Source organism: Pseudomonas baltica (assembly GCF_031880315.1).
GTDB lineage: Bacteria > Pseudomonadota > Gammaproteobacteria > Pseudomonadales > Pseudomonadaceae > Aquipseudomonas.
The window spans coordinates 2815061-2835303 of record NZ_CP134771.1 but is presented as its reverse complement, the minus strand read 5'-3'; the positions used below and the strand labels follow the sequence as shown (position 1 = coordinate 2835303).

The following is a 20243-nucleotide window of genomic DNA, read 5'->3' as shown; positions in this document are numbered from 1 at the left end:
TGTGGGACCGGGCATAGCCCGGTCCCACATTTTTTTGACCTGCCCGTTAGATTAGGCCAACCGCTGCCGAATCGCCGCTTCGATCCCCGCCTCATCCAGCCCGCACTCGCTCAGCATTTGCGCAGGCTTGGCGTGCTCGACATAGACATCCGGCAAGCCCAGGTGCAGCACCGAGCGCAGGATGTCCTCCCGTGCCAGAAATTCGCTGACCGCCGAACCGGCGCCGCCCATGATGGCGTTCTCTTCGATCGTCACCAACAGTTCGTGGCGGCTGGCAATGTCGCGCACCAGCGCCTCGTCCAGCGGTTTGACGAAGCGCATGTCAACCACGGTCGCGTCGAGCTTGTCAGCCACCTTGAGCGCCTCGGCCAATTGCACGCCGAACACCAGCAGGGCGATCTTGCTGCCTTCGCGGCGGACCACGCCCTTGCCGATTTCGATAGGTTCGAGGGCCTGAGTGATCACTGCGTTGGGGCCAGTGCCGCGTGGATAGCGTACCGCCGCCGGCCCGTTGAACTGATGGCCGGTAGTGAGCATGCTGCGCAGTTCGTTCTCATCGCTCGGCGTCATGATCAGCATGCCGGGGATGCAGCGCAGGTAGGACAGGTCGAAGCTGCCGGCGTGGGTCGGGCCGTCTTCGCCCACCAGACCGGCGCGGTCGATGGCGAACAATACGTCGAGGTTCTGCACGGCAACGTCGTGGATCAGTTGGTCATAGGCGCGTTGCAGGAAGGTCGAATAGATCGCCACCACCGGTTTGGCACCTTCACAGGCCATGCCAGCCGCAAAGGTCACGGCATGCTGCTCGGCGATCGCCACGTCGAAATACCGCTCCGGGAAGCGCTCGCTGAACTCGACCAGATCCGAGCCTTCCTTCATCGCCGGGGTAATCCCTACCAGGCGCGGGTCAGCTTCGGCCATGTCGCATAGCCACTGGCCGAACACGCCGGAGTATTTCGGACCGCTGGCCTTTTTGACCACCGCCGTGGTGGTCGGCGCCGCAACGGGCTCGAGCTTGGTGATGGCGTGATAGCCGATCGGGTCGACCTCGGCCGGCGCGAAGCCTTTGCCCTTTTTGGTGACCACATGGAGGAACTGCGGGCCCTTGAGATCACGCATGTTGCGCAGCGTGGCGATCAGGGTCGGCAGGTCGTGGCCGTCGATCGGACCGATGTAGTTCCAGCCCAGCTCTTCGAACAGGGTTCCGGGGACCAGCATGCCCTTGGCGTACTCTTCGGTGCGCCGGGCGATTTCCCAGGCACCGGGCAGGCGCGAGAGGACCTTTTTGCTGCCCTCGCGCATGCTCGCGTAGGTGCGGCTGGAGAGGATCTTGGCCAGATAGTTGGACAGCCCACCGACGTTGCGCGAGATCGACATGTCGTTGTCGTTGAGGATCACCAGCATGTTGGCGTTGACCTCGGGCGCGTGGTTCAGCGCTTCGAAGGCCATGCCGGCGGTCAGCGCGCCATCACCGATGACCGCGATCGACTTGCGCTCGCTACCCTGCAGGCGGGCGGCGATGGCCATGCCCAGGGCGGCGCTGATCGAGGTACTCGAATGACCGACGCCAAAGGTGTCGTACTCGCTCTCGGCACGGCGCGGAAAGGCGGCGAGGCCTTCCTTCTGGCGCAGCGTGGCCATGCGCTGGCGGCGATCGGTGAGGATCTTGTGCGGGTAGGCCTGATGGCCCACATCCCACACCAGACGGTCGTCGGGGGTGTCGAACACGTAGTGCAGCGCGATCGTCAGTTCGATCACGCCCAGGCCGGCGCCGAAGTGACCGCCGGTCTGGCCTACCGTGTACAGCAGCTCCGAGCGCAGCTCGTCGGCCAGGGTCTCGAGTTCGGCTTCGCCAAGACGGCGCAGGCCGGCCGGTGTCGCGGCGCTGTCGAGCAGCGGCGTCATCGGGCGTTCGCGGGGAAACTCTTGAAACGTCGTTGGCATCAGGCGAATCGTTATAGGTGTGAAGAGGCGGCAGTTTACCTTATGCAGCGCTGACTGCCCACGCAGTGGACGGCCTGCAGCTAGCAAAAGGTGGCTTAGCTGCGACGGTCGACGATATAGCGTGCCAGGTCGCGCAGCGGCTCGGCAGCGGCGCCAAAAGGGCGCAGCGCGTGCAAAGCCTGGTCGCGCAGCTCCAGGGCGTAGGCTTTGGCAGCCTCCATCCCGAGCAACGCAGGGTAGGTCGGTTTGTCGCGGGCGATATCGGCGCCCTGGCGTTTGCCCAGGGTCTCGGTATCGCTCTCGACGTCGAGAATGTCGTCCTGCACCTGGAACGCCAGGCCAACGGCCTGCGCGTACACCTGCAGGGCCTTGAGTTCGTCCTTTTCGGCGCGGCCACTGGCCAGGGCGCCGAGGCGCACGCTGGCTTCGATCAGCGCGCCGGTCTTGTGACGATGCATGTAGGCGAGGGCGGTCTGGTCGAGCTTGAGGCCCACGGAGCCAAGGTCGATCGCCTGGCCGCCGACCATCCCGGCAGGGCCGGCGGCCAGGGCCAGGGTACGGACCATTTCCAGGCGCGTGGCATCGCTGGCCTTGGGGCTCAGCTGGATGTCGAGCAAGGCGCTGAAGGCCATGCTCTGCAAGCCGTCGCCCGCCAGGATCGCGCAGGCTTCATCGAATGCCTTGTGCGTGGTTGGCTGGCCGCGGCGCAGATCGTCATCGTCCATGGCCGGCAAATCGTCATGCACCAGCGAATAGGCGTGGATCAGCTCCACGGCGCACGCGGCGCCGTTGGCGTCTTCGGCAGCGCTGCCAAAGGCCTCGCAGCTGGCGTACACCAGCAGGGGGCGCACACGCTTGCCGCCGTTCATCACGCTGTAGCGCATGGCCGCGTAAAGGCGTTCGAGCTGCGGCGCAGGTGCGGCGAACAGGGTGTCCAGCGCGGCATTGACGCGTTGCTGGCAGACGTCCTGATAGCGCTCGATCATTCGGCGGGGTCCTCGTCGAGGGCTTCTTCGACCAATTCTCCGTCGCGTTCGAGCAGCAGTTGCACTTTCTGTTCAGCCTGAGCCAATGCGCCTTGGCACTCGCGGGTCAGGCGGATGCCCTGTTCGAAGGCGGTCAGAGAGTCTTCCAGCGACAGCTCGCCGTTTTCCAGGCGCTCGACCAGCGTTTGCAGGTCCGTGAGCGATTGCTCGAAATCCACGGAAGCTTTTTTTCGGGCCATGGCGGCTATCTCGATAGGTTTTCAACCGGCGCGACACTAGCAGAGCGGGGGCTCGCGGGCAAATGCACGGCGCATGAAAACGGATTTTCGACCAGTATTCTGGCCATTCAAGAGCGGTCGAGATATTCCCCGATCATCACTTCTCCACTACCACCGATACCGCGCAGGACCAACGACAACTCGATGTGCTGAGCACACGGCTCTTTACGGCCCAGTCATTCGAGGAAATGGTAGCACCCGCCTAACGCGGTTCCCGATCCGGTCGCTCAGCGTTTTTCCCCTCGAAACTGTGATGCCCTGCTGTCAGTATTCGTCAAGACTGCTAACCCCCGCTGCCGTCGGGGACTGACGACAGGGCCTTTCATGCAAACGCTGTTGAACGAGATTCTCGACGAAGTGCGTCCTTTGATCGGACAGGGCAAAGTGGCCGATTACATCCCCGCGCTGGCCGACGTGCCGGCGCAGCAACTGGGTATTGCCGTGTATGGCAATGACGGGACTTACTATTGCGCAGGTGACGCGCAAACGCTGTTCTCGGTGCAGAGTATTTCCAAGGTGTTCAGCCTGGTGCAGGCCATCGGACATTCCGGGGAGGCCATTTGGGAGCGCCTCGGGCACGAACCTTCGGGGCAGCCATTCAACTCGCTGGTGCAGCTGGAATTCGAGCGCGGACGGCCGCGCAATCCCTTCATCAATGCCGGCGCCTTGGTGATTTGCGACATCAACCAGTCACGTTTTGCCGCGCCGACCTTGTCGATGCGTGATTTTGTGCGGCGGCTGTCGGGCAACCCGCAGGTATTGATCGACAGCAAAGTTGCCGACTCCGAATATCAATTCCGCTCGCGCAATGCCGCCATGGCGTACTTGATGAAGTCGTTCGGCAACTTCCATAACGAAGTAGAAGCTGTGCTGCGCAGTTACTTCAGTTATTGCGCACTGCAGATGAGTTGCCTGGACTTGGCCAAAGCTTTTTGCTTCCTCGCCAACGAGGGCTTCTGCAAGCACAGCGGTGAGCAGATATTGACGGCGCGCCAGACCAAGCAGGTCAACTCGATCATGGCCACCAGCGGTCTGTATGACGAGGCCGGCAATTTCGCCTACCGGGTCGGCTTGCCGGGCAAGAGTGGCGTAGGCGGCGGGATCGTCGCGGTGGTCCCGGGGCGCTTCACCGTGTGCGTATGGTCACCGGAGCTCAATGCCGCTGGCAACTCCCTGGCCGGTATGGCTGCGCTGGAACTGCTCAGTGAGCGGATCGGCTGGTCGGTGTTCTGACCTGCCCGAGGCGGGGCGGTAAAACTCCCGTATAGGTTACATTTTGTAATGGATCGGCGTATAACGCCGCCTGCGCGACCCGTCGCGCAGGCACGCAGAAGCCTTCGGGCCTCTGTCAAATGGAGTCTGTGCTCGCTAAGGACAGCCAGCGGCGATGCACTTGTCGGTCCCTGCTTATGAAAACCTTGAAGCTTATTGCTGTACTGATTCTGCTGCCCGTCGCCCTCGGCTTGTTCGGCACCTGGGAGCTGCAGCGCAGTGCGGATCGTGCCGCTGAGTTGGCCGAAACCCAATCCGCCCTGCAGGAAATCCGCCCGCAACTCGAAGCCTTGGCCGCCAAGCGGGGTGCTGTCGCGGTCGTCGATCTCGACGGTGAAAGCGTGGGCGTCATGGTGGCGCTGTCTCGCGTCGCGCAGGCTGAAGGTGATCTGCGCACCCTTGGGCCGCTTAGCGAAGTCATGCGCGGCCTGGCCAAGGGTGTCATTGTGCTCGGTGCGCTGGCCACGCTGGTCGGCGTCCTTGGCTTGCTCGGCCTCGGTATCGCGGGATCCCGCGCGCGGCAATCGCGCGATCAGCTGCTGCGCACCTTTACCCGCGTCAGCCGTGTCCTGCCCTACGTGTTGGTCGGCCATATCATCGCGATGGGTGCGGCGGTGGCGGCGATCCTTGCCTACGAAGCGCTGGGCATCTGGCATGCCGGGCGTATTTCTGCCGGTGAAATCAAGTTGATGCTCGCGGCACTGGTAGTGGTGCTGGTATGCCTGTACTCGATCTGGGAGATGGGCAAGCAGCTGCGCGTCATGCTGCGCATGTTCGAACCGACAGCCATGGATGTTCTCGGCCGCGCCATCACTGTTGAGCAAGCGCCGGTGCTCTGGGCGTACGTCGACGACCTGGCCAAACAGCTGGGGGCCCTCGCTCCGGAGCACATTGTGCTGGGCATGACCGAAGGCTTTTACGTGACGTCCAGCGACCTCCAGCTGATACCGTCAAATACCGTGCTCAAGGGCCGCACCTTGCATATCCCGCTGATGTATCTGGGCGTGCTCGACAGCGCAGAGACCAGCGCCGTGATCGGCCACGAACTGGCGCACTTCGCCGGCGCCGATACCGAGTACAGCCTGCGTTTTTTGCCAATCTATGACGGAATTGGCCGCAGCCTCGGGGTGATAGCCGAGACCATGAACGCCAGCGACCTGTTGCAGCGCACGATCCTGCGCCCGGCGTTCATGCTCGGCATCTACTTCATGGAAAGCTTCCATCACGCGGTCAATCACTGGAGCCGCAGCCGCGAACTCGCCGCCGATGCCGCCGGTGCGAGGCTGGCCGGCAATGCCGCTGCCGCCTCGGCGCTGGTGCGAATCTCCGCAGTCGATCCACTGCTGCATGAGCGCATCGGCGAGCACCTCGGTCGGGCGACCCGGCCCACGGCAGACCGGCTGGTGCCCCATGATCTGGCCACCAGCGTGCTTCACGAACTGGCCGCGCAAACCTTCAGCCTGCCCGCCGAAGAACTGGCCGCGCAGTTGCCGCACCCCTCCGACACACACCCCTCCAACGGCGAGCGCGTCGCTGCCTTGCAGATCAGCGCTGACGAAGCGGTACGCCGTGGCACCCGGGCCATGGACGCACTGCATGCGTGCGCCGCAATGGATTACTACTTCAGCGATCCGCAAGCGTTGCGCCTAGGTCTCACCCAGGATTTTCTAGAGCATTACGTCGCGCGTGATGCCGAAGTCGTCGACGAACTGCGCACCTACGCCAGCACGGCGGTGGACGATGTCAAATTGCACGAAGGCGCCCGCACACGGGGCATCTTCTCGATGGTGTTCTTGAGTGTGTTCCTGCTGCTGGGCATTGGCCTGCTGGCTTTCACAGTGGCCCGACCGGACCTGGTGCAAGATAAAAAGCCGCTGTTGATGCTATGTGGCCTGGGCCTGATCGGCCTTATGTCGATTCTGATGGTGATCTCGCTGCGTATGATCAAGCGCGCGGACATGCCGGCACTGTTGCTGACGCCTGAGCACCTGGTCTTCAACAACTTCAAGGCACCGATAGCCATTCGGCACATCGCCGACTTCGGGATTACCGATGGTCAGGGCGTGGTGCTGACCCTCTACCTGGAAGGCGACGCACCGCTACCAGAGCGCGTATCCAGCTCGTACTTCGCCCCGAATGCCAAGCTGCTGAAGCGAAAGCGCGCGGTGCAGTTGCAGTTGATGCAGGTGCGTCGTGACGGCAAGAAGCTCAAGGCGCAAGCACTGGCAGAACTGATTGGCACCTACCTGAACGCCGGCAACGCCCGGCACCTGTTGCAACAGCGGTTCGAAGGGGGCGTTTGACGCCCCCGGGCGAGTCAGAGCGAATAGCGTTCGATCACTTGATGATGGGGCTGGGTATCCACCTGGCAGTGCTCGGCCAAATGCAGCCAGCACAGCTGATGGGGCCACTGCGCCGTAGCGGCCCGCAAGGTCTCGTGCAGGTCGGCGGCGGGCAAGTGCGCGGGAATCGCTACCGTGAAATACATCCCCGGTAGCGGCGCCTGATCAGTCTGCTCGCCGTCGCTGAGCTGATAGTCGCTGTTGCTGTGCACCCACAATTGCCAGCCTTTCGCTTCGATCTGCTCGCGCAATGCCCCGAACGCGGCATCGCCGGGATGCACTCCGTCTACCAGCCAGCTCGGGCCAAAGCCGCCTTTTTCAAGCACGTGAACCATCAGATAGGTGGGCACGAAACGCTCGCGCTCCTGCTCATCCTCAGGCGGCTGAAACAGCATCGAGGCATCGAACACGACCCGATCACCCACGTGCTGCGCATGCTTGTGGTAAGCGTTTTCGACGATCCGCGCGGTCACCGGGCCGGTACGGCGGGCGTAGTAGTCGACCGCCTCGCCGTTCTCGACAAAGCGCACGATGGCCCAGCCCCAGTCTTCTTCGATCGGCCCCTGCTGGCTCGACAGCTCCATCTCCAGCCGCTGTGCCACCTCGCGTACGCTGGCCCAGTCTTCGGCGCAACTGGCCGCAGTCATCAGGTCCCACAGCGTCGGGCCCGGTTGCTCGAGCACTTCGACCAATTGGTGGTAGCACAGCGTGGCCTCGGCGAAACGCTCTTGCTTCATCAAGGCACGGGCGAGCATGTCGCGGGCACCATGACGCTCGGGGTCCAGTGCCAGCACCCCACGACAGGCGCGTTCCAGTTCCGGCCAATCGCTCAAGCGCTCGGCCATCCGGGCCTCGCACCACAGCGCGGTCAGCGGTACGGTGGGGCGATAGAGCTGGATCAGGCGTTTGACCTGTTCATGCTCGCCGCTGTCCAGCAGTTGGCCGAGCAGGTAATAGGCCATGCGGTCTTCCTGCTCGGTGTGTTCGCGCACGTAATCCCACAGCAGCGCGATGCCTTGTTCTTCCGCCGAACAGGCCTGCAACGCACTCGCGGTGTTTTCCAGCAGGGCGACATCATCGGGGCGTTGTTGCAGGGCGCGCAGCAACCATTGGACTTCGACTTCCGGGTCGCGCGGTGGGCGCTCAGGGTCTTCGCGGTCGAGCCAGGTCAACAGCTCGTCAGCCGGCACTGGCAAGGTGTCCTGATCGGGCATGGCGTCCACCAAGGCCGAGAGTTCAGCCAGCAGGGCGCTGGCGCCGCAGTCGGCCTTGAGCTTGTCCACGTGGGGCAGGGCCAGCGCCAGATGGCGCCGAGCGCTCCAGGCCGAGCCCCGTTGCACCGCCAGGCGCACCGCCGGTTCAGTCAGGTCGATGACCAACCGGTGGGTGCCCTGGCGCGAGTACTGCAGCAGCGTGCGGTAGACCGTGCTGCCCAGGCCCCAGGTATTGCGCTCCGGCGCGCGCTGCACCAGCTCGTAGACGATACGTACCCAGTTCTTGCGATAGCGCGGGGCGATCTCGTTGTACGCCGGAACCAGCTCCATGGCTTCGTCGTCCCGACCCAGGCCGACCAGTGCCAGTGCCTTGGCCAAGTCCCGCGGCTGGGTGGTGTTCTTCCATTCCGGGCCGTCGGCCTTGGCCTCCAGCGCCTCGATCAGCAACAAGGCATCGGCCGGGCGCCCCATGGCCAAGAGGGCGTGGACGCGGACTTCCGCCAGGCCGCCAAAGTCCTCTTCGCCGGCATCGATGATCTTTTGTTCCTGCTCGTCCATGTAGGCCAGCACGTCGTCGTAGCGCTTGGCATCGAGCAAGGCCTCGCCTTTTTCCACCGAAAGGCACTGGTAGCAGGCCCAGCTCGGATCGATGCGGGTCATGGTCTCTTCGCACACTTCAATGCGCTCCGGCACCCAGCCCGGGCCGTCGATGTTGGCGTAGCAGGTTGCCAGATCCTGGGTCACGCACACCGATTGCGGACAATCGATGGTGTTCTCGCGGTGCGCGGCCTCGAACAGCGACACGGCGTCCGCCAGGGCAGTTTCGCCCTCCATCTGGTTGCCCAGGCGGTTGCGCATTTCCCAGTGCCGGGTAAATACGTCCAGCCACGGATTGGCCAGCGTCTTGTTGATCGCCTTGACCTCGGGCAGCAGCGCCTCGGCGCGTTCGACCTCAAGTTCGGAGACGTAATTGGTCAACTGGTTGATGCTGTCTGCGCTTTGCCCTTGGCCTGCGTCACGCAGATCGTCCTGAAGTTTTTCTACCCAGGCCCAAATGTTCATGATGGTTCTTCCCTGTCTCTTGGCTGATCGCGGTTATTTATGCAGCAGTTGTTGCACCGTCTCGGCCAGGTCTATCAGTGCCTGGTTCAACGAGGGGCCGGCCGGGCCATTGCCTTGCCCGGCGATAATCACCTTGAAGGCCTTGAGCAACTGGGCGGCGTGCCCGGCGCGTGGATTGTCATTCTGTGCGGCCTGGATCAACGCCTGAATGGCCGGGTTGTCGAGGTTCAAGTACAGCTTGGTCAGGTACGTGGCGTCGACTTTCTGGGTGAACTGCCGCGCCAGGCGCAGGGCCGAGGTCGAGACCCGCTTGTCGTTCTGGTCCTGCTCCAGGCGTTGCTTGAGCTGCGCCTCGTGATCGGGCACCACCACCAACGGCAATTCGGCCGGGCTGAAACGGGCGATCACCAGGCGTTCTTCGTTGGCCAGATGGTCGTGCAGCCATTGACGGGCGGGCTCGTCGAGCTCGGCCAGTTGGAACAGCTGACGGTTACCCTGCTCGGTACCCAGTTCGATCAAGCGCACCTTGCGCGCCTCCGCCCAACGCCGCAAGAACGGCACCACCGCATAACGATTGCCCAAGGCCACCGGTGCGCCCATGGCACGGAACAGCATCTCTTCGAAGCCGCTTTCGTTGTCGAGGATCACGTACAGCGCGCCTTTGAACAGCAACTCGCTGGCCGGCAGATCGCCTTGCGAGGTCGGTACTTTGACGCTGTCCATCAGCAAGCCGAACAGCCGCTCGTCGCTCAAACAGGCGCCCAGCAGCGCCTCGTTGTGACGCACGAGCACGCGGCGCCAGGCTTGTGGTTGGGTCTTGCCCAACGCCACCAGGCCGTCGATCAGTGCTTCGCTCAAGGTGTGCTGGATGGCGTGGTAATGGGTGTCGCGCTGCAAGTCCTCGCGGCTGGCGGTCGGCGTCAGGCGGTTGGATTCGATCACTCCGCCGATAAAGCCAGCCCAAGGCGGCAGCAGGTCGCGGGCATCGTCGTCGAGCAACATGCCACGCAGGAACACCGACAGATTGCGGTTGTCGGTGGTGCCATAGGTGCCGCCGTCCTGCACCCACAGCAGGCCCACCGCATCGCTGGCCCCCTCGGGGCGCACGGGCATGCAGCAGATCGGCTCGAAGTTGTGCTCGAAACGCGCGGCGAACTCCAGGTTGCGGCGCACCTGCAACTGCGGCATCAGCGTTGCAGCAGTCTCGTCTCGCCATGGCGGCGGTGCCGGGTTGATCGCCTTGCCGTCCTCGCCGACATGAATCGGTTCGCGCAGCAGCACGCAATAGCGCTCGAGGATTTCCCGAAGGTGGGCGGTGCGCGTCAGCATGCCGAAATCATCCTGCAGTTCGAGGATGATCTCGGTACCGACTGGCCGTGCCGGCATGGCGCTGACGCTGTATTGCTCGGCGTTGGTCGAGACGTAGACGAAACCCAGATCGGGCGTCTGGTACGACGTTGTGCGCACGGTGACGCGCTTGGCCAGCACGAAGGCCGACAGAAAGCCCAGGCCGAACATGCCGATCAGGCCGCTGTCGTCCGGGCCGTCCTGGCGCAGCGTGCGGGTATAGCTGACGCCCACGGTGGCGAGGAAGTTGTGGATCTCGGACTCGGTCAGCCCGGCCCCGGTATCAATGATCCGCACCGTGTTGGCGCTGCTGTCGCCAAGCACCTCGATGCGGCTCTGGCCTTGCCAGCCGGGTTGCTCGTGGCGGCGGCGCAGGATCGAGTCGTGGGCGTTCTGCACCAGCTCGCGCAGCGCCACCATGGGCGTGGAGTAGAGGTGTTTGCTGAGCACCGACATGACGCCGGAGAGGTCGACGCCTGCGCGACGGATTTGCGCGGGCTCGGAAGGGGTCGGGTCAATAGGGTTCATGTCGATCCTGACGTTATTGACGGGTGCGCTTTGCTCGGGGCACGGCCCAGGCAAGCGGATTGAGGAGGGGGATTTTGCCACAGAAGTGCAGAGGTGGGCTGCGCCCGGAAGGGAGACGCGGGTCCGATAAACTGTCGGACCCGCCTCGATACACGCTGGCTTACAATTTGAAGCGGCCGACCAACTGGTTGAACGACACGGCCAGACGCGACAGGTCCTGGGTCGAGGCCGACGTTTGATGGGCGCCTGCGGCGGTCTGCGTCGACAAGTCCTGAATGTTGACCAGGTTGCGATCCACTTCACGGGCCACGTGGGCTTGCTCTTCGCAGGCGCTGGCGATGACCAGATTGCGATCGTTGATCTGGCCGATGCCCTCGGCGATCATTTCCAGCGCGTCGCCGGTCGCCATGGCGAGTGTCTGAGTGTTGGTCACCAACGATTGACTCTTGCCCATCGCCACTACCGCTTGATCGGCGCGCGATTGCACGGCGCCGATCATGCTTTCGATCTCGCCCGTGGACGATTGAGTGCGCGCCGCCAGTGCCCGCACCTCGTCCGCGACCACGGCAAAGCCGCGGCCCTGTTCACCTGCACGCGCCGCCTCGATAGCTGCGTTAAGGGCCAGCAGGTTGGTCTGTTCGGCGATGCCACGGATCACGTCCAGCACCTTGCCGATATCACGGACCTGTACCGCCAGGTCCTCGACGATGTCGGTCGACGCCTTGATTTCGACGGTCGCGCTGTTCACCGCCTTGACGGCGTCGCGGGCCTGGCCAAGGCCGCTGCTGGCCTGGGTGCTCGCGGTCTTGGACGCCTCGGAAGTCGACATCGCGTTGCGTGCGACTTCTTCCACCGCCGATGTCATCTCGGTGACGGCCGTGGCCGCCTGCTGGATCTCGTCGTTCTGACGCAGCAAACCGCGGCTGCCGTCTTCGGTCACGGCGTTGAGTTCCTCGGCAGCAGAGGCAAGCTGGCTAGAGGCTTCGGCGATCTGATTGATGGTGGATTTGAGGCTGCCTTGCATGTCGCCCAAGGCGTTCAACAGTTGCCCGGTTTCATCCTTGGCTGGACTACTGACCTTGTGGGTCAAGTCGCCGCCGGCGATACGCTTGGCGCTCTCCACGGCCACAGCGATCGGGCCGCTGATCATGCGGTTGATCAGCATGCCCAGCGCCAGCGCCGCGAGGAACGCGATGGCGATACCGATATACAGCGCCGTCCTGGCCGAACTGGCTTGGGCCGCAGCATCGCTGGCGCCCTCACCGATCTGACGGTTGTTGGACTCGACCATGATGGTCAGCTCGTCCATGATCACTCGGTAGCCTTGTTGTACCTCCCCGGAAATCAGCGCGCGAGCACCGACCAGGTCGCCTGCCTGCAATGCGGTAATCACCTTTTGCACCGAGTTTTGATAGGCCGGCCAGTCTTTCTCCATCTTGTCGCCGGCTGCGCGCTCGTCGTCAGCCAACGGGGTGGCGCGATAGATCGCGAAGGCCTTTTCGCTGGCGGCGCGGTTGCCCTGCATGCTTTGCAGAATCGCGTCCTTAGTGCTTTGCGGTGCTTCGCCAGCGGTAGCGGCGATGAGGCTGTATAGGTCGCGCTGCTGGGCGATCGCGTTGCTCTTGGCTTCCGCCGTTTTCGCCACCGACACCAGATTGTTGGCGAACACTAAATTGAGGTTGTCAGACAGTTGCGATATGCCGCGGCTGCCGAGTATGCCGACACCCAAGGTGATGAGCGCACACAGCCCGAAAGCCGCGATCAGTTTGCTGGAGAGTTTTGCATCGCGAAGCCAATTCATCGGACATGTCCTGGGAGGTTGCTCGCAGCGAGGGCAGGTGCGAGCAATGTATGAAAGTGGGGGTCTGGTAGCTGGGTATCGGCTTGAACGGGCGTGGCTTGAACGCCGGTTGTCTGGGGAATGTCGGTGTTGCCCGATGTGCTGGGAGATCCCTCTTCACCCAAGGATCCCTTGATTGCTGATCAGCTAGGGTTTTCGATTCTGCGCGTTATCCACTCGCGACTATATTCCAGGACCCTGCCCGCCATGGCTGTCGGGAAATGGATGAACCCGTGCGGCGATTCCGGCAATACATACACCTCCACATCTGCCGACGCTTTCCAGCGATCAGCGAGATTGACGGTGTCGTCCAGCAGCGGGTCAATCTCACCGGCAAACATCAGTGCCGGCGGGAAGTCCGCTAGGTCGCCATAGAGCGGTGACAACGGTGGCTGCCGACGTTCTTCATCGCTTGATCCGGGTGTGAGCGTGCGCAACGCCTCGACCATGCCAGGGCCGTCCAATACCAGCGTTTCGGGCCCGGCGGCATGCACACTAGGTGTGCCAGCCATGTCGTAGACACCATAGAACAGCACCGTGCCGCTTATGCGCCGCAGCAATTCTGGCCAGGTCTTGAGCGCCGATAATGTGGCAGCTGCCAAGTGCCCCCCAGCAGATTCGCCAACGATAATGACCGGCACGTCAGCGAATTCTTTACAGCTGTCGCTCAGGAAGTAGCGCGTGGCCGTCAGACAGTCGTCCATCATTCCTTGGATCGGTGTTGATGTCGCAAGCCGGTAATCAACCGATACAACCGTGACGCCGCATTCCTGGACCATCGCCACGTTGCGATCATCATCCATCTGCGCATTGCCGATCACCCAGCCGCCACCGTGTATATCGATTACCAGCCCTTTGGCTTTACCGGCGGGCCTGATGATTCTCACGGCCACGGGTACGCAGCCGTCCAGGAAAACCGAACTGGTTTCGATGCGCAGCCCGTGCTTGGCGGTTTCGATCAGGCTACCGAACTGGCTGGCGCGTAGTAGCGCCTGGATCGCGAGCGGCGTAACGCGGTTGCGGACTCGAAACCGTGGCACCCATGCGAGCGCTTTGTTGATCCTGCGTATTTGAGCCAGTTCCCGTTCGCCGCGACACCAGCCTTGTTCGATATCCATTGTTCTTGTCCTGTGGTGAGGATGAGATCTATAGATATGGAGGATGGATCAAGCTGCTAGGTTCCGGCTGATGCTGCTGGCAGTCCAAGTCCGGCACTCGAACAGGATACAGCTCGTATCTACAAGCCAGAATTTGCCGGCTCCATAGTATGTTTGTGGACAATGGCTATTTTTCTGTAGGTAAGGATTTTTTATTTACAGCCCGCTGGAGCTTTACCATGAGGCCATCAGCCAGGTAGACATAGGTGCGAGAGGTGTCGTCGTCTTCAAGTACCAGGTGAGCATCGTCAGTGCTTAATAACATGTGCGCGTTCCCAGAGTACTCCCCCATCCGCAAGAATACCTTGTCCTCGCCAAGTATTTTGTCATACCGTAACATGCCCGTATAAAAGCATACCGCCAAGCCTATGCCAGCTAATAGGTAAGTGTAGTCTCGGAATAGCAGTTTTCTGAGTGCAATCCTTTGTTTGTCTACTATTCGGCGAATTTGTTTCGGTCCTCTGATCAGGATACCGGATTTGAAAATGATAGCAGCTAGAATGCTGAAGAAAAGTGTTTTGGTTAGGCCTCCGATTTCTTCATTTTCAAATTTCAGGTATGAGAAATTTAGTAAAAACGGAAGTATGAATAAAAAGGCGGCCCAATAAATTATTTTTTCAGTAGGGCGAGTCTCTCTGTGTATACGTCTTGCCCCGTTTTTTAGACGCTTGGGTAGCCACTTACTGGCGGCGATGCTGAACCCAGCAAGAGGCGCGCTGGCTGAATAGTAAAGCTGTGATATCCCAAATGAAAAAATCCGAGCGGTCAAATAGCAAAGTGTTAGATAGAAAGAGCATGTTGCTACAAATTGCGGCAAGAATTTTATCGAGACTATAGATAAAATTTCAAATGGTATGTGTATCAAGAAGCCGACATAATGGGCTGTGCCTAGCGATAATAGTGTGACAGCTGCTTTTGCTATGGAAAGGAGGCTGCCTCGGTCTTGTGGTAGCTTTATCTGGCTGATAGCGGCCTTTAACATGGGTATTCCCTTCCCTTGGTTAGTTCTAAAGATCCAGTGTTTCAGGCATTAAAAAGCCGGCTTGTGGCCGGCTTCTCGGGGACGGTCTTGGTCTGTTTTTGGCAAACCGCAACCGTCTTCAACAGGTAGTCCACCAGTACAGGGACTGTAGTGGAGGGCGTGCACGAAAAAGTCATCCGTGGCGCCGGGCAAATGCACTTCCTGGGGAAGGATTGCCTTAGGTGGGGCAGAGGATACTGAAATTGGGTGCGGTTGCCCAGCAGAAACGAAAAACCCCAGCACATCGGCTGGGGTTTTGGGTCACGCGCAGTGCGGATCAGCCTTTGTAGGCAGCCACCGACTTGGTGATTTCAGCGCGGGCAGCGTCAGCATCGCCCCAGCCTTCGATCTTCACCCATTTGCCTTTCTCGAGATCCTTGTAGTTCTCGAAGAAGTGCTTGATCTGCTCGAGCAGCAGCGGCGGCAGGTCGGTGTATTCCTTCACGTCGACGTACAGCTGCGACAGTTTGTCGTGCGGTACGGCGATGACTTTGGCGTCGCCGCCACCGTCGTCGGTCATGTGCAGGATGCCGACCGGACGGGCACGGATGACCGAGCCTGGGGCCACTGGGTACGGGGTCACGACCAGCACGTCGAGGGGGTCACCGTCGTCGGCCAGGGTGTTGGGGATGAAGCCGTAGTTGGCCGGGTAGAACATCGGGGTGGCCATGAAGCGGTCGACGAACAGAGTGTCGCTGTCTTTGTCGATTTCGTACTTGATGGGCGCGTGGTTGGCCGGGATTTCGATCGCGACGTAGATGTCGTTCGGCAGATCTTTGCCAGCCGGAATCTTGCTGTAGCTCATTGGGCGTTGCCCCCGTTGTCAGGCCTGATGGATTGGCCGATTTAGCCAAAAAGTGGTCCGGATTATAGGCATATTCGCAGCGGCTTGCCATGGTCGGCGGGCGAGAGCGCTCGCGGAGTAAGGCATACAGGCAATGACGACAGTCAGGCCGCCTTCGCCAGCGAGCTGTGCTCCCACAGGTATACGGCTCGGGATTGGCGACAGGTGGGGGCATGGCGTGCCCGCGAAGAGGCCGGCACAGCTTGTGCAAAACCATAGATCCCGCACGGGTCTGGATTGAATGGTGCTCAGGCCGGCTGGGGCTGCTGGTATTGCGGGTCGCTACTTTGGAGTTGTTGCAGGCGCGTCAGTGGATCCTGGCGGTAGAAGAGTTTCAGCTGTTCGTAAACCTGCGGGTAGGCATCGTGAAGCAGGTCAGGTGCGCTGAAAAAATATTCGCTGGTGACGGCAAAGAATTCCCCGGGATTTTCGGCGGCATAGGGATCGATGGCCGTTTCCGCGTCCGGATCAGCTTCGAGCTTGCGATTGAGGTCGTCATAGGCGCTTTGCATGGCGCTGGCCCAGGCGGCGACACGCATGTTGTTGTGCAGAGGCGGCAGGCCGTTGACGTCGCCGGTGAGCATGTCGAGTTTGTGCGCGAGCTCGTGAATGACCAGGTTGTAGCCTTCCCAGCCGCCGCTGGCTTGCACGCCGGGCCAAGCGAGGATGATCGGGCCTTGTTGCCAGGCTTCGCCGCTGCGCTCGTCCTCCCATACGTGTTCGACGCCGCTGGCGTCGCGGTGGCGTTGCGGGCTGAGGAAATCGTCGGGGTAGAGGACAATCTCGTGGAAGCCGCGGTACCAATCGGCCTCGGGCAGTTCCAGTAGCGGCAATTGGGCTTGGGCGGCGAGGAGCAGCCGACCATGGTCGTCGAGATTGACGCCGGGCAGGGCGGTCAGGCGTTTATCCCGCAGGAACAGGATGCACAGTGCCTGCAGGCGTTGATCCTGGACGCTGTCGAGGCCGTCGAGCATCGACAGCGCCTGGCGCACGCCGGCCCAGAGTTCAGGCGCCAGCGCGTGCCTGTCGAGGGTTTTGCGCCTGCGCCAGGCGCGCCAGGACCACATGACGTCAGGCTTTGGCGGTAGGGCTGACGCGGCTGCGGATGAAGCCGATGATCATGGGCAGGGCCGAGATGAGGATGATGACGACAATCATCAAGGTGAGGTTTTTCTTGATGAAAGGCACGTTGCCGAAGAAATAGCCCAGGGCAACCAAGCCGCATACCCAGAAAACCGTGCCGAGCACACTGAAACCGAGGAAGCGCGGATAGGACATTTTGCCGACCCCGGCCACAAACGGCGCGAAGGTACGGATGATCGGCAGGAAGCGCGCAAGGGTGACGGTCTTGCCGCCGTGGCGCTCGTAGAAGGCGTGCGTCTGATCGAGATAGTCGCGACGGAAGATTTTCGAGTTGGGGTTCTGGAACAATTTGTCGCCGGCAAATCGGCCGATCAGGTAATTGGTGCTGTCGCCGAGGATCGCAGCCGCCATCAGCAGTACCGCCAGCAGGATCGGGTCCATACCGCCGCCTGCGGCTACGGCGCCGGCGATGAATAACAGGGAGTCGCCAGGCAGGAATGGCGTTACCACCAGGCCCGTCTCGCAGAAAATCACCAGGAAGAGAATGGCGTAGATCCAGACGCCGTACTGGTTGACCAACTCATTGAGGAACACATCGAGATGCAAAATGATGTTGAGTAGGCTGAGTTCCATGCGCGTTACCTGTGTGTGGGTCCGAAACTACGGATCAAGAGGGTAGAAGTGGGCGGCATTATAGAGCGAGAAAATGGGGAAAAGCGTCAAAAGCGTTACCGAAGGATTCATATGACGCGTCATTGGCGCAGATCGCTCCCTCAAGGGTGCCAGGTAAGCGGTCGATGGAGGCATCAGGTCAATCCTGGGAAATCGGCAGCACGTAGTTCTTGAACTCGGCATCTTCCCGAAAGCCGATCGACTCGTACACCTTCTGCGCTACATCGTTATTGCTGCTGGTGGACACGCGCATACGTACTGCCTGGGTCTCTTTGGCCATCTTTTTCGCGGTGCGCATCAGGTGATCGGCCACCAGCATGCGCCGCGCATCTTCTGCCACGTAGATGTCATTGAGGATCCACACACGTTTGAGCGATAGCGAGGAGAAACTAGGGTAAAGCTGACAGAAGCCGAGGATTTTGCTGTCATCGTTGTCGGCCAAGGCCAGGTAGATGACCGATTCCTTGCGGCGCAGGCGTTTTTCTAGGAACGCGCGGGAAGAGTCCGGGAAGGGCAGCTCACCGTAGAACTCGCGGTATTTGACGAAAAGCGGGGTAATCATGTCCAGGTGTTCGAGAGACGCTTGGATAATTCGCATAACAAACCTCGCGATGTCATCGGTATTGGCCGGTACCGGGCAGTAAGGGATATCTCTGCAGGTGGATTGGCAATTAATACCGCATTGGGGCGAGGAGTGCCATGGGTGGCGATCTGGGGGATTTGCTTTGCCTGGTAGTGCGTCTTCGCGGGCAAGCCTTGCTCTCACAGGTGAACTGTAGGAGTAAGGCTTGCCCGCGAAGGGACAGTAAGCGCAACACATCTACCGAGGCCGCCCCAGAGGCATTGGCGGCCTCCGGTCGATATTAGAAGAACCCCAACGGATTGACGTCGTAGCTCACCAGCAGGTTTTTGGTCTGCTGGTAATGATCGAGCATCATCTTATGGGTTTCGCGGCCGACACCGGACTTTTTGTAACCGCCAAACGCCGCATGGGCGGGGTAGAGGTGGTAGCAGTTGGTCCAGACACGGCCGGCCTTGATGCCGCGGCCCATCCGCCAGGCGCGGTTGATATCGCGGGTCCACACCCCGGCGCCGAGGCCGAACTCGGTGTCGTTGGCGATGGCCAGCGCTTCGGCTTCGTCCTTGAAGGTGGTGACGCTGACCACCGGGCCGAAGATCTCTTCCTGGAACACGCGCATCTTGTTGTGGCCCTTGAGCAGGGTCGGCTGGATGTAATAGCCGGTCGACAGGCTGCCTTCGAGTTTTTGCACCTTGCCACCGGTCAGCAACTCGGCGCCCTCGTTCTTGGCGATCTCGAGGTACGAGAGGATCTTGTCAAACTGCTGCTCGGAGGCCTGGGCGCCGACCATGGTCTCGGTATCGAGCGGGTCGCCGCGCTTGATCTGCTCGACCTTTTTCATCACTTCTTTCATGAAGGCTGGGTAGATGGACTCCTGCACCAGCGCGCGGGATGGACAAGTGCAGACTTCACCCTGGTTGAAGAACGCCAGCACCAGGCCTTCCGCGGCCTTTTCGATAAAGCTTTGTTCAGCGTTCATGATGTCTTCGAAGAAGATGTTCGGCGACTTGCCGCCCAATTCCACGGTCGACGGGATAATGTTTTCCGCCGCGCACTTCATGATGTGCGAGCCCACCGGGGTAGAGCCGGTGAAGGCGATCTTGGCGATACGCTTGCTGGTGGCGAGGGCCTCACCGGCTTCTTTGCCGAAGCCTTGCACCACGTTGAGCACGCCGGGCGGCAGCAGGTCGCCGATCACTTCCATCAGCACGGTGATGCCCAGCGGTGTTTGTTCGGCGGGCTTGAGCACCACGCAGTTGCCAGCAGCCAGGGCGGGTGCGAGTTTCCAGGCGGCCATGAGAATAGGGAAGTTCCACGGGATGATCTGCCCGACTACGCCGAGCGGTTCGTGGATATGGTAAGCCACGGTGTTGCCGTCGATTTCGGCGGCACTGCCTTCCTGAGCGCGCAGACAGCCGGCAAAGTAGCGGAAGTGATCAGCGGCCAGGGGGATGTCGGCGTTGAGGGTTTCGCGGATGGCCTTGCCGTTGTCCCAGGTCTCGGTGATGGCCAGCAGTTCGAGATTCTGTTCGATACGGTCGGCGATTTTCAACAGGGTCAGGGAGCGTGCCTGCACCGAGGTGCTGCCCCACGCGTCAGCCGCGGCGTGGGCGGCGTCGAGGGCTTTGTCGATGTCTTCGGCAGTGGAACGAGGGAATTCGGCGATAGGCTGGCCGTTGACGGGCGAGCTGTTGGTGAAATATTGACCTTTGACCGGGGCAACGAATTCGCCGCCGATGTAATTGCCATAGCGGCTTTTGTAGGCGACCTTGGCGCCTTCGGTACCAGGATGGGCGTAACGCATAGGGTATCTCCTGACTATTAGTTATTGGGGGAGAGCTCGCGTGGGGCGGCCAATTGAGCTTAGAGCAAAGGCAGGGGGCGTGCTCGCGTCTACGCCTAAAGCATAGGTTGCCGGGTATTACGGTTGAATCAGGGAGGGCTTTTTAACCGTCGCACGCGCAGCTTCCTCGCTACAAAGTCGAACTGATGTAGCGAGGTCTGGCGCCGAAAAGGGATGCTCGAATACAAGACGTGAGATTTTTCCCACGCTGGGCTAACCTGCCCCGATGT

15 protein-coding genes and 1 pseudogene are annotated in these 20243 nt (G+C 61.2%); 2 read left to right on the top strand and 14 right to left on the bottom strand.

What is annotated here, in order from left to right; translation table 11 throughout:
- Nucleotides 1–51 precede the first annotated feature (51 nt).
- The 3 genes from dxs to REH34_RS12540 form a co-directional block, all read right to left on the bottom strand.
- Nucleotides 52–1944 carry a 1-deoxy-D-xylulose-5-phosphate synthase gene (dxs, locus tag REH34_RS12550; RefSeq protein ID WP_311971804.1) on the bottom strand — a complete coding sequence of 631 codons (1893 nt, stop codon included), beginning with the start codon at nucleotides 1942–1944 and terminating at the stop codon, nucleotides 52–54.
- A gap of 95 nt (nucleotides 1945–2039) precedes the next feature.
- Nucleotides 2040–2930 carry a (2E,6E)-farnesyl diphosphate synthase gene (ispA, locus tag REH34_RS12545; protein WP_226506274.1) on the bottom strand — a complete coding sequence of 297 codons (891 nt, stop codon included), beginning with the start codon at nucleotides 2928–2930 and terminating at the stop codon, nucleotides 2040–2042.
- Nucleotides 2927–3169, bottom strand: a complete 243-nt coding sequence (locus tag REH34_RS12540; protein WP_226506275.1) for an exodeoxyribonuclease VII small subunit — start codon at nucleotides 3167–3169, stop codon at nucleotides 2927–2929. Before REH34_RS12540 ends, ispA begins: the two co-directional genes overlap by 4 nt.
- A gap of 363 nt (nucleotides 3170–3532) precedes the next feature.
- On the opposite strand from REH34_RS12540, the gene glsB reads away from it, so the two are divergent.
- Nucleotides 3533–4441: a glutaminase B gene (gene glsB, locus REH34_RS12535; RefSeq protein WP_226506276.1), complete on the top strand. Its 909-nt coding sequence runs from the start codon at nucleotides 3533–3535 to the stop codon at nucleotides 4439–4441.
- A 176-nt stretch (nucleotides 4442–4617) separates the two neighbouring features.
- Nucleotides 4618–6783 (top strand): M48 family metallopeptidase, encoded by a 2166-nt coding sequence (locus tag REH34_RS12530; protein WP_311971802.1) that lies wholly within the window; start codon nucleotides 4618–4620, stop codon nucleotides 6781–6783.
- A gap of 14 nt (nucleotides 6784–6797) precedes the next feature.
- On the opposite strand, the gene REH34_RS12525 is transcribed toward REH34_RS12530, so the two are convergent.
- The 11 genes and pseudogenes from REH34_RS12525 to REH34_RS12480 all read right to left on the bottom strand — a co-directional run bounded on the left by REH34_RS12525 (nucleotide 6798) and on the right by REH34_RS12480 (nucleotide 19974).
- A complete protein-coding gene (locus REH34_RS12525) occupies nucleotides 6798–9098 on the bottom strand; it encodes a bacterial transcriptional activator domain-containing protein (RefSeq protein ID WP_311971801.1) in 2301 nt (766 codons plus the stop codon).
- A 33-nt stretch (nucleotides 9099–9131) separates the two neighbouring features.
- The gene (locus tag REH34_RS12520) at nucleotides 9132–10973 is read right to left on the bottom strand and encodes an ATP-binding protein (protein ID WP_226506279.1); all 1842 of its coding nucleotides are present in this window, start codon (nucleotides 10971–10973) and stop codon (nucleotides 9132–9134) included.
- 160 nt (nucleotides 10974–11133) lie between these two features.
- Nucleotides 11134–11997: a methyl-accepting chemotaxis protein gene (locus tag REH34_RS30205; RefSeq protein ID WP_409373323.1), complete on the bottom strand. Its 864-nt coding sequence runs from the start codon at nucleotides 11995–11997 to the stop codon at nucleotides 11134–11136.
- Nucleotides 11992–12774, bottom strand: a pseudogene (locus tag REH34_RS30200) (MCP four helix bundle domain-containing protein); the annotation flags it as partial. The pseudogene REH34_RS30200 and the gene REH34_RS30205, both read right to left, overlap by 6 nt.
- A 182-nt stretch (nucleotides 12775–12956) precedes the next feature.
- Complete coding sequence (locus REH34_RS12510) at nucleotides 12957–13931, bottom strand: alpha/beta hydrolase (protein ID WP_311971799.1); 975 nt, start codon at nucleotides 13929–13931, stop codon at nucleotides 12957–12959.
- A 166-nt stretch (nucleotides 13932–14097) separates the two neighbouring features.
- On the bottom strand, nucleotides 14098–14952 hold the full coding sequence (locus tag REH34_RS12505) for a hypothetical protein (protein ID WP_311971798.1): 855 nt from the start codon (nucleotides 14950–14952) through the stop codon (nucleotides 14098–14100).
- Nucleotides 14953–15268: 316 nt separating this feature from the next.
- The gene (gene ppa, locus REH34_RS12500) at nucleotides 15269–15796 is read right to left on the bottom strand and encodes an inorganic diphosphatase (RefSeq protein WP_049860823.1); all 528 of its coding nucleotides are present in this window, start codon (nucleotides 15794–15796) and stop codon (nucleotides 15269–15271) included.
- A gap of 287 nt (nucleotides 15797–16083) precedes the next feature.
- Nucleotides 16084–16902 (bottom strand): zinc-dependent peptidase, encoded by an 819-nt coding sequence (locus REH34_RS12495; protein WP_311971797.1) that lies wholly within the window; start codon nucleotides 16900–16902, stop codon nucleotides 16084–16086.
- A 4-nt stretch (nucleotides 16903–16906) separates the two neighbouring features.
- Nucleotides 16907–17551 (bottom strand): DedA family protein, encoded by a 645-nt coding sequence (locus REH34_RS12490; protein WP_311971796.1) that lies wholly within the window; start codon nucleotides 17549–17551, stop codon nucleotides 16907–16909.
- Nucleotides 17552–17729: 178 nt separating this feature from the next.
- On the bottom strand, nucleotides 17730–18188 hold the full coding sequence (locus REH34_RS12485; protein ID WP_226506284.1) for an N-acetyltransferase: 459 nt from the start codon (nucleotides 18186–18188) through the stop codon (nucleotides 17730–17732).
- 265 nt (nucleotides 18189–18453) lie between these two features.
- Nucleotides 18454–19974 carry an aldehyde dehydrogenase family protein gene (locus REH34_RS12480; protein WP_226506285.1) on the bottom strand — a complete coding sequence of 507 codons (1521 nt, stop codon included), beginning with the start codon at nucleotides 19972–19974 and terminating at the stop codon, nucleotides 18454–18456.
- Between the last annotated feature and the right edge of the window lie 269 nt (nucleotides 19975–20243).

Coding starts and splice junctions, on each gene's coding strand:
- REH34_RS12525 (WP_311971801.1), bottom strand. CDS start 9,098: ATGAACATTTGGGCCTGGGTAGAAAAACTTCAGGACGATCTGCGTGAC.
- REH34_RS12480 (WP_226506285.1), bottom strand. CDS start 19,974: ATGCGTTACGCCCATCCTGGTACCGAAGGCGCCAAGGTCGCCTACAAA.
- REH34_RS12485 (WP_226506284.1), bottom strand. CDS start 18,188: ATGCGAATTATCCAAGCGTCTCTCGAACACCTGGACATGATTACCCCG.
- dxs (WP_311971804.1), bottom strand. CDS start 1,944: ATGCCAACGACGTTTCAAGAGTTTCCCCGCGAACGCCCGATGACGCCG.
- REH34_RS12530 (WP_311971802.1), top strand. CDS start 4,618: ATGAAAACCTTGAAGCTTATTGCTGTACTGATTCTGCTGCCCGTCGCC.
- REH34_RS12510 (WP_311971799.1), bottom strand. CDS start 13,931: ATGGATATCGAACAAGGCTGGTGTCGCGGCGAACGGGAACTGGCTCAA.
- REH34_RS12490 (WP_311971796.1), bottom strand. CDS start 17,551: ATGGAACTCAGCCTACTCAACATCATTTTGCATCTCGATGTGTTCCTC.
- glsB (WP_226506276.1), top strand. CDS start 3,533: ATGCAAACGCTGTTGAACGAGATTCTCGACGAAGTGCGTCCTTTGATC.
- ppa (WP_049860823.1), bottom strand. CDS start 15,796: ATGAGCTACAGCAAGATTCCGGCTGGCAAAGATCTGCCGAACGACATC.
- REH34_RS12540 (WP_226506275.1), bottom strand. CDS start 3,169: ATGGCCCGAAAAAAAGCTTCCGTGGATTTCGAGCAATCGCTCACGGAC.
- REH34_RS12495 (WP_311971797.1), bottom strand. CDS start 16,902: ATGTGGTCCTGGCGCGCCTGGCGCAGGCGCAAAACCCTCGACAGGCAC.
- ispA (WP_226506274.1), bottom strand. CDS start 2,930: ATGATCGAGCGCTATCAGGACGTCTGCCAGCAACGCGTCAATGCCGCG.
- REH34_RS30205 (WP_409373323.1), bottom strand. CDS start 11,997: ATGCAAGGCAGCCTCAAATCCACCATCAATCAGATCGCCGAAGCCTCT.
- REH34_RS12505 (WP_311971798.1), bottom strand. CDS start 14,952: ATGTTAAAGGCCGCTATCAGCCAGATAAAGCTACCACAAGACCGAGGC.
- REH34_RS12520 (WP_226506279.1), bottom strand. CDS start 10,973: ATGAACCCTATTGACCCGACCCCTTCCGAGCCCGCGCAAATCCGTCGC.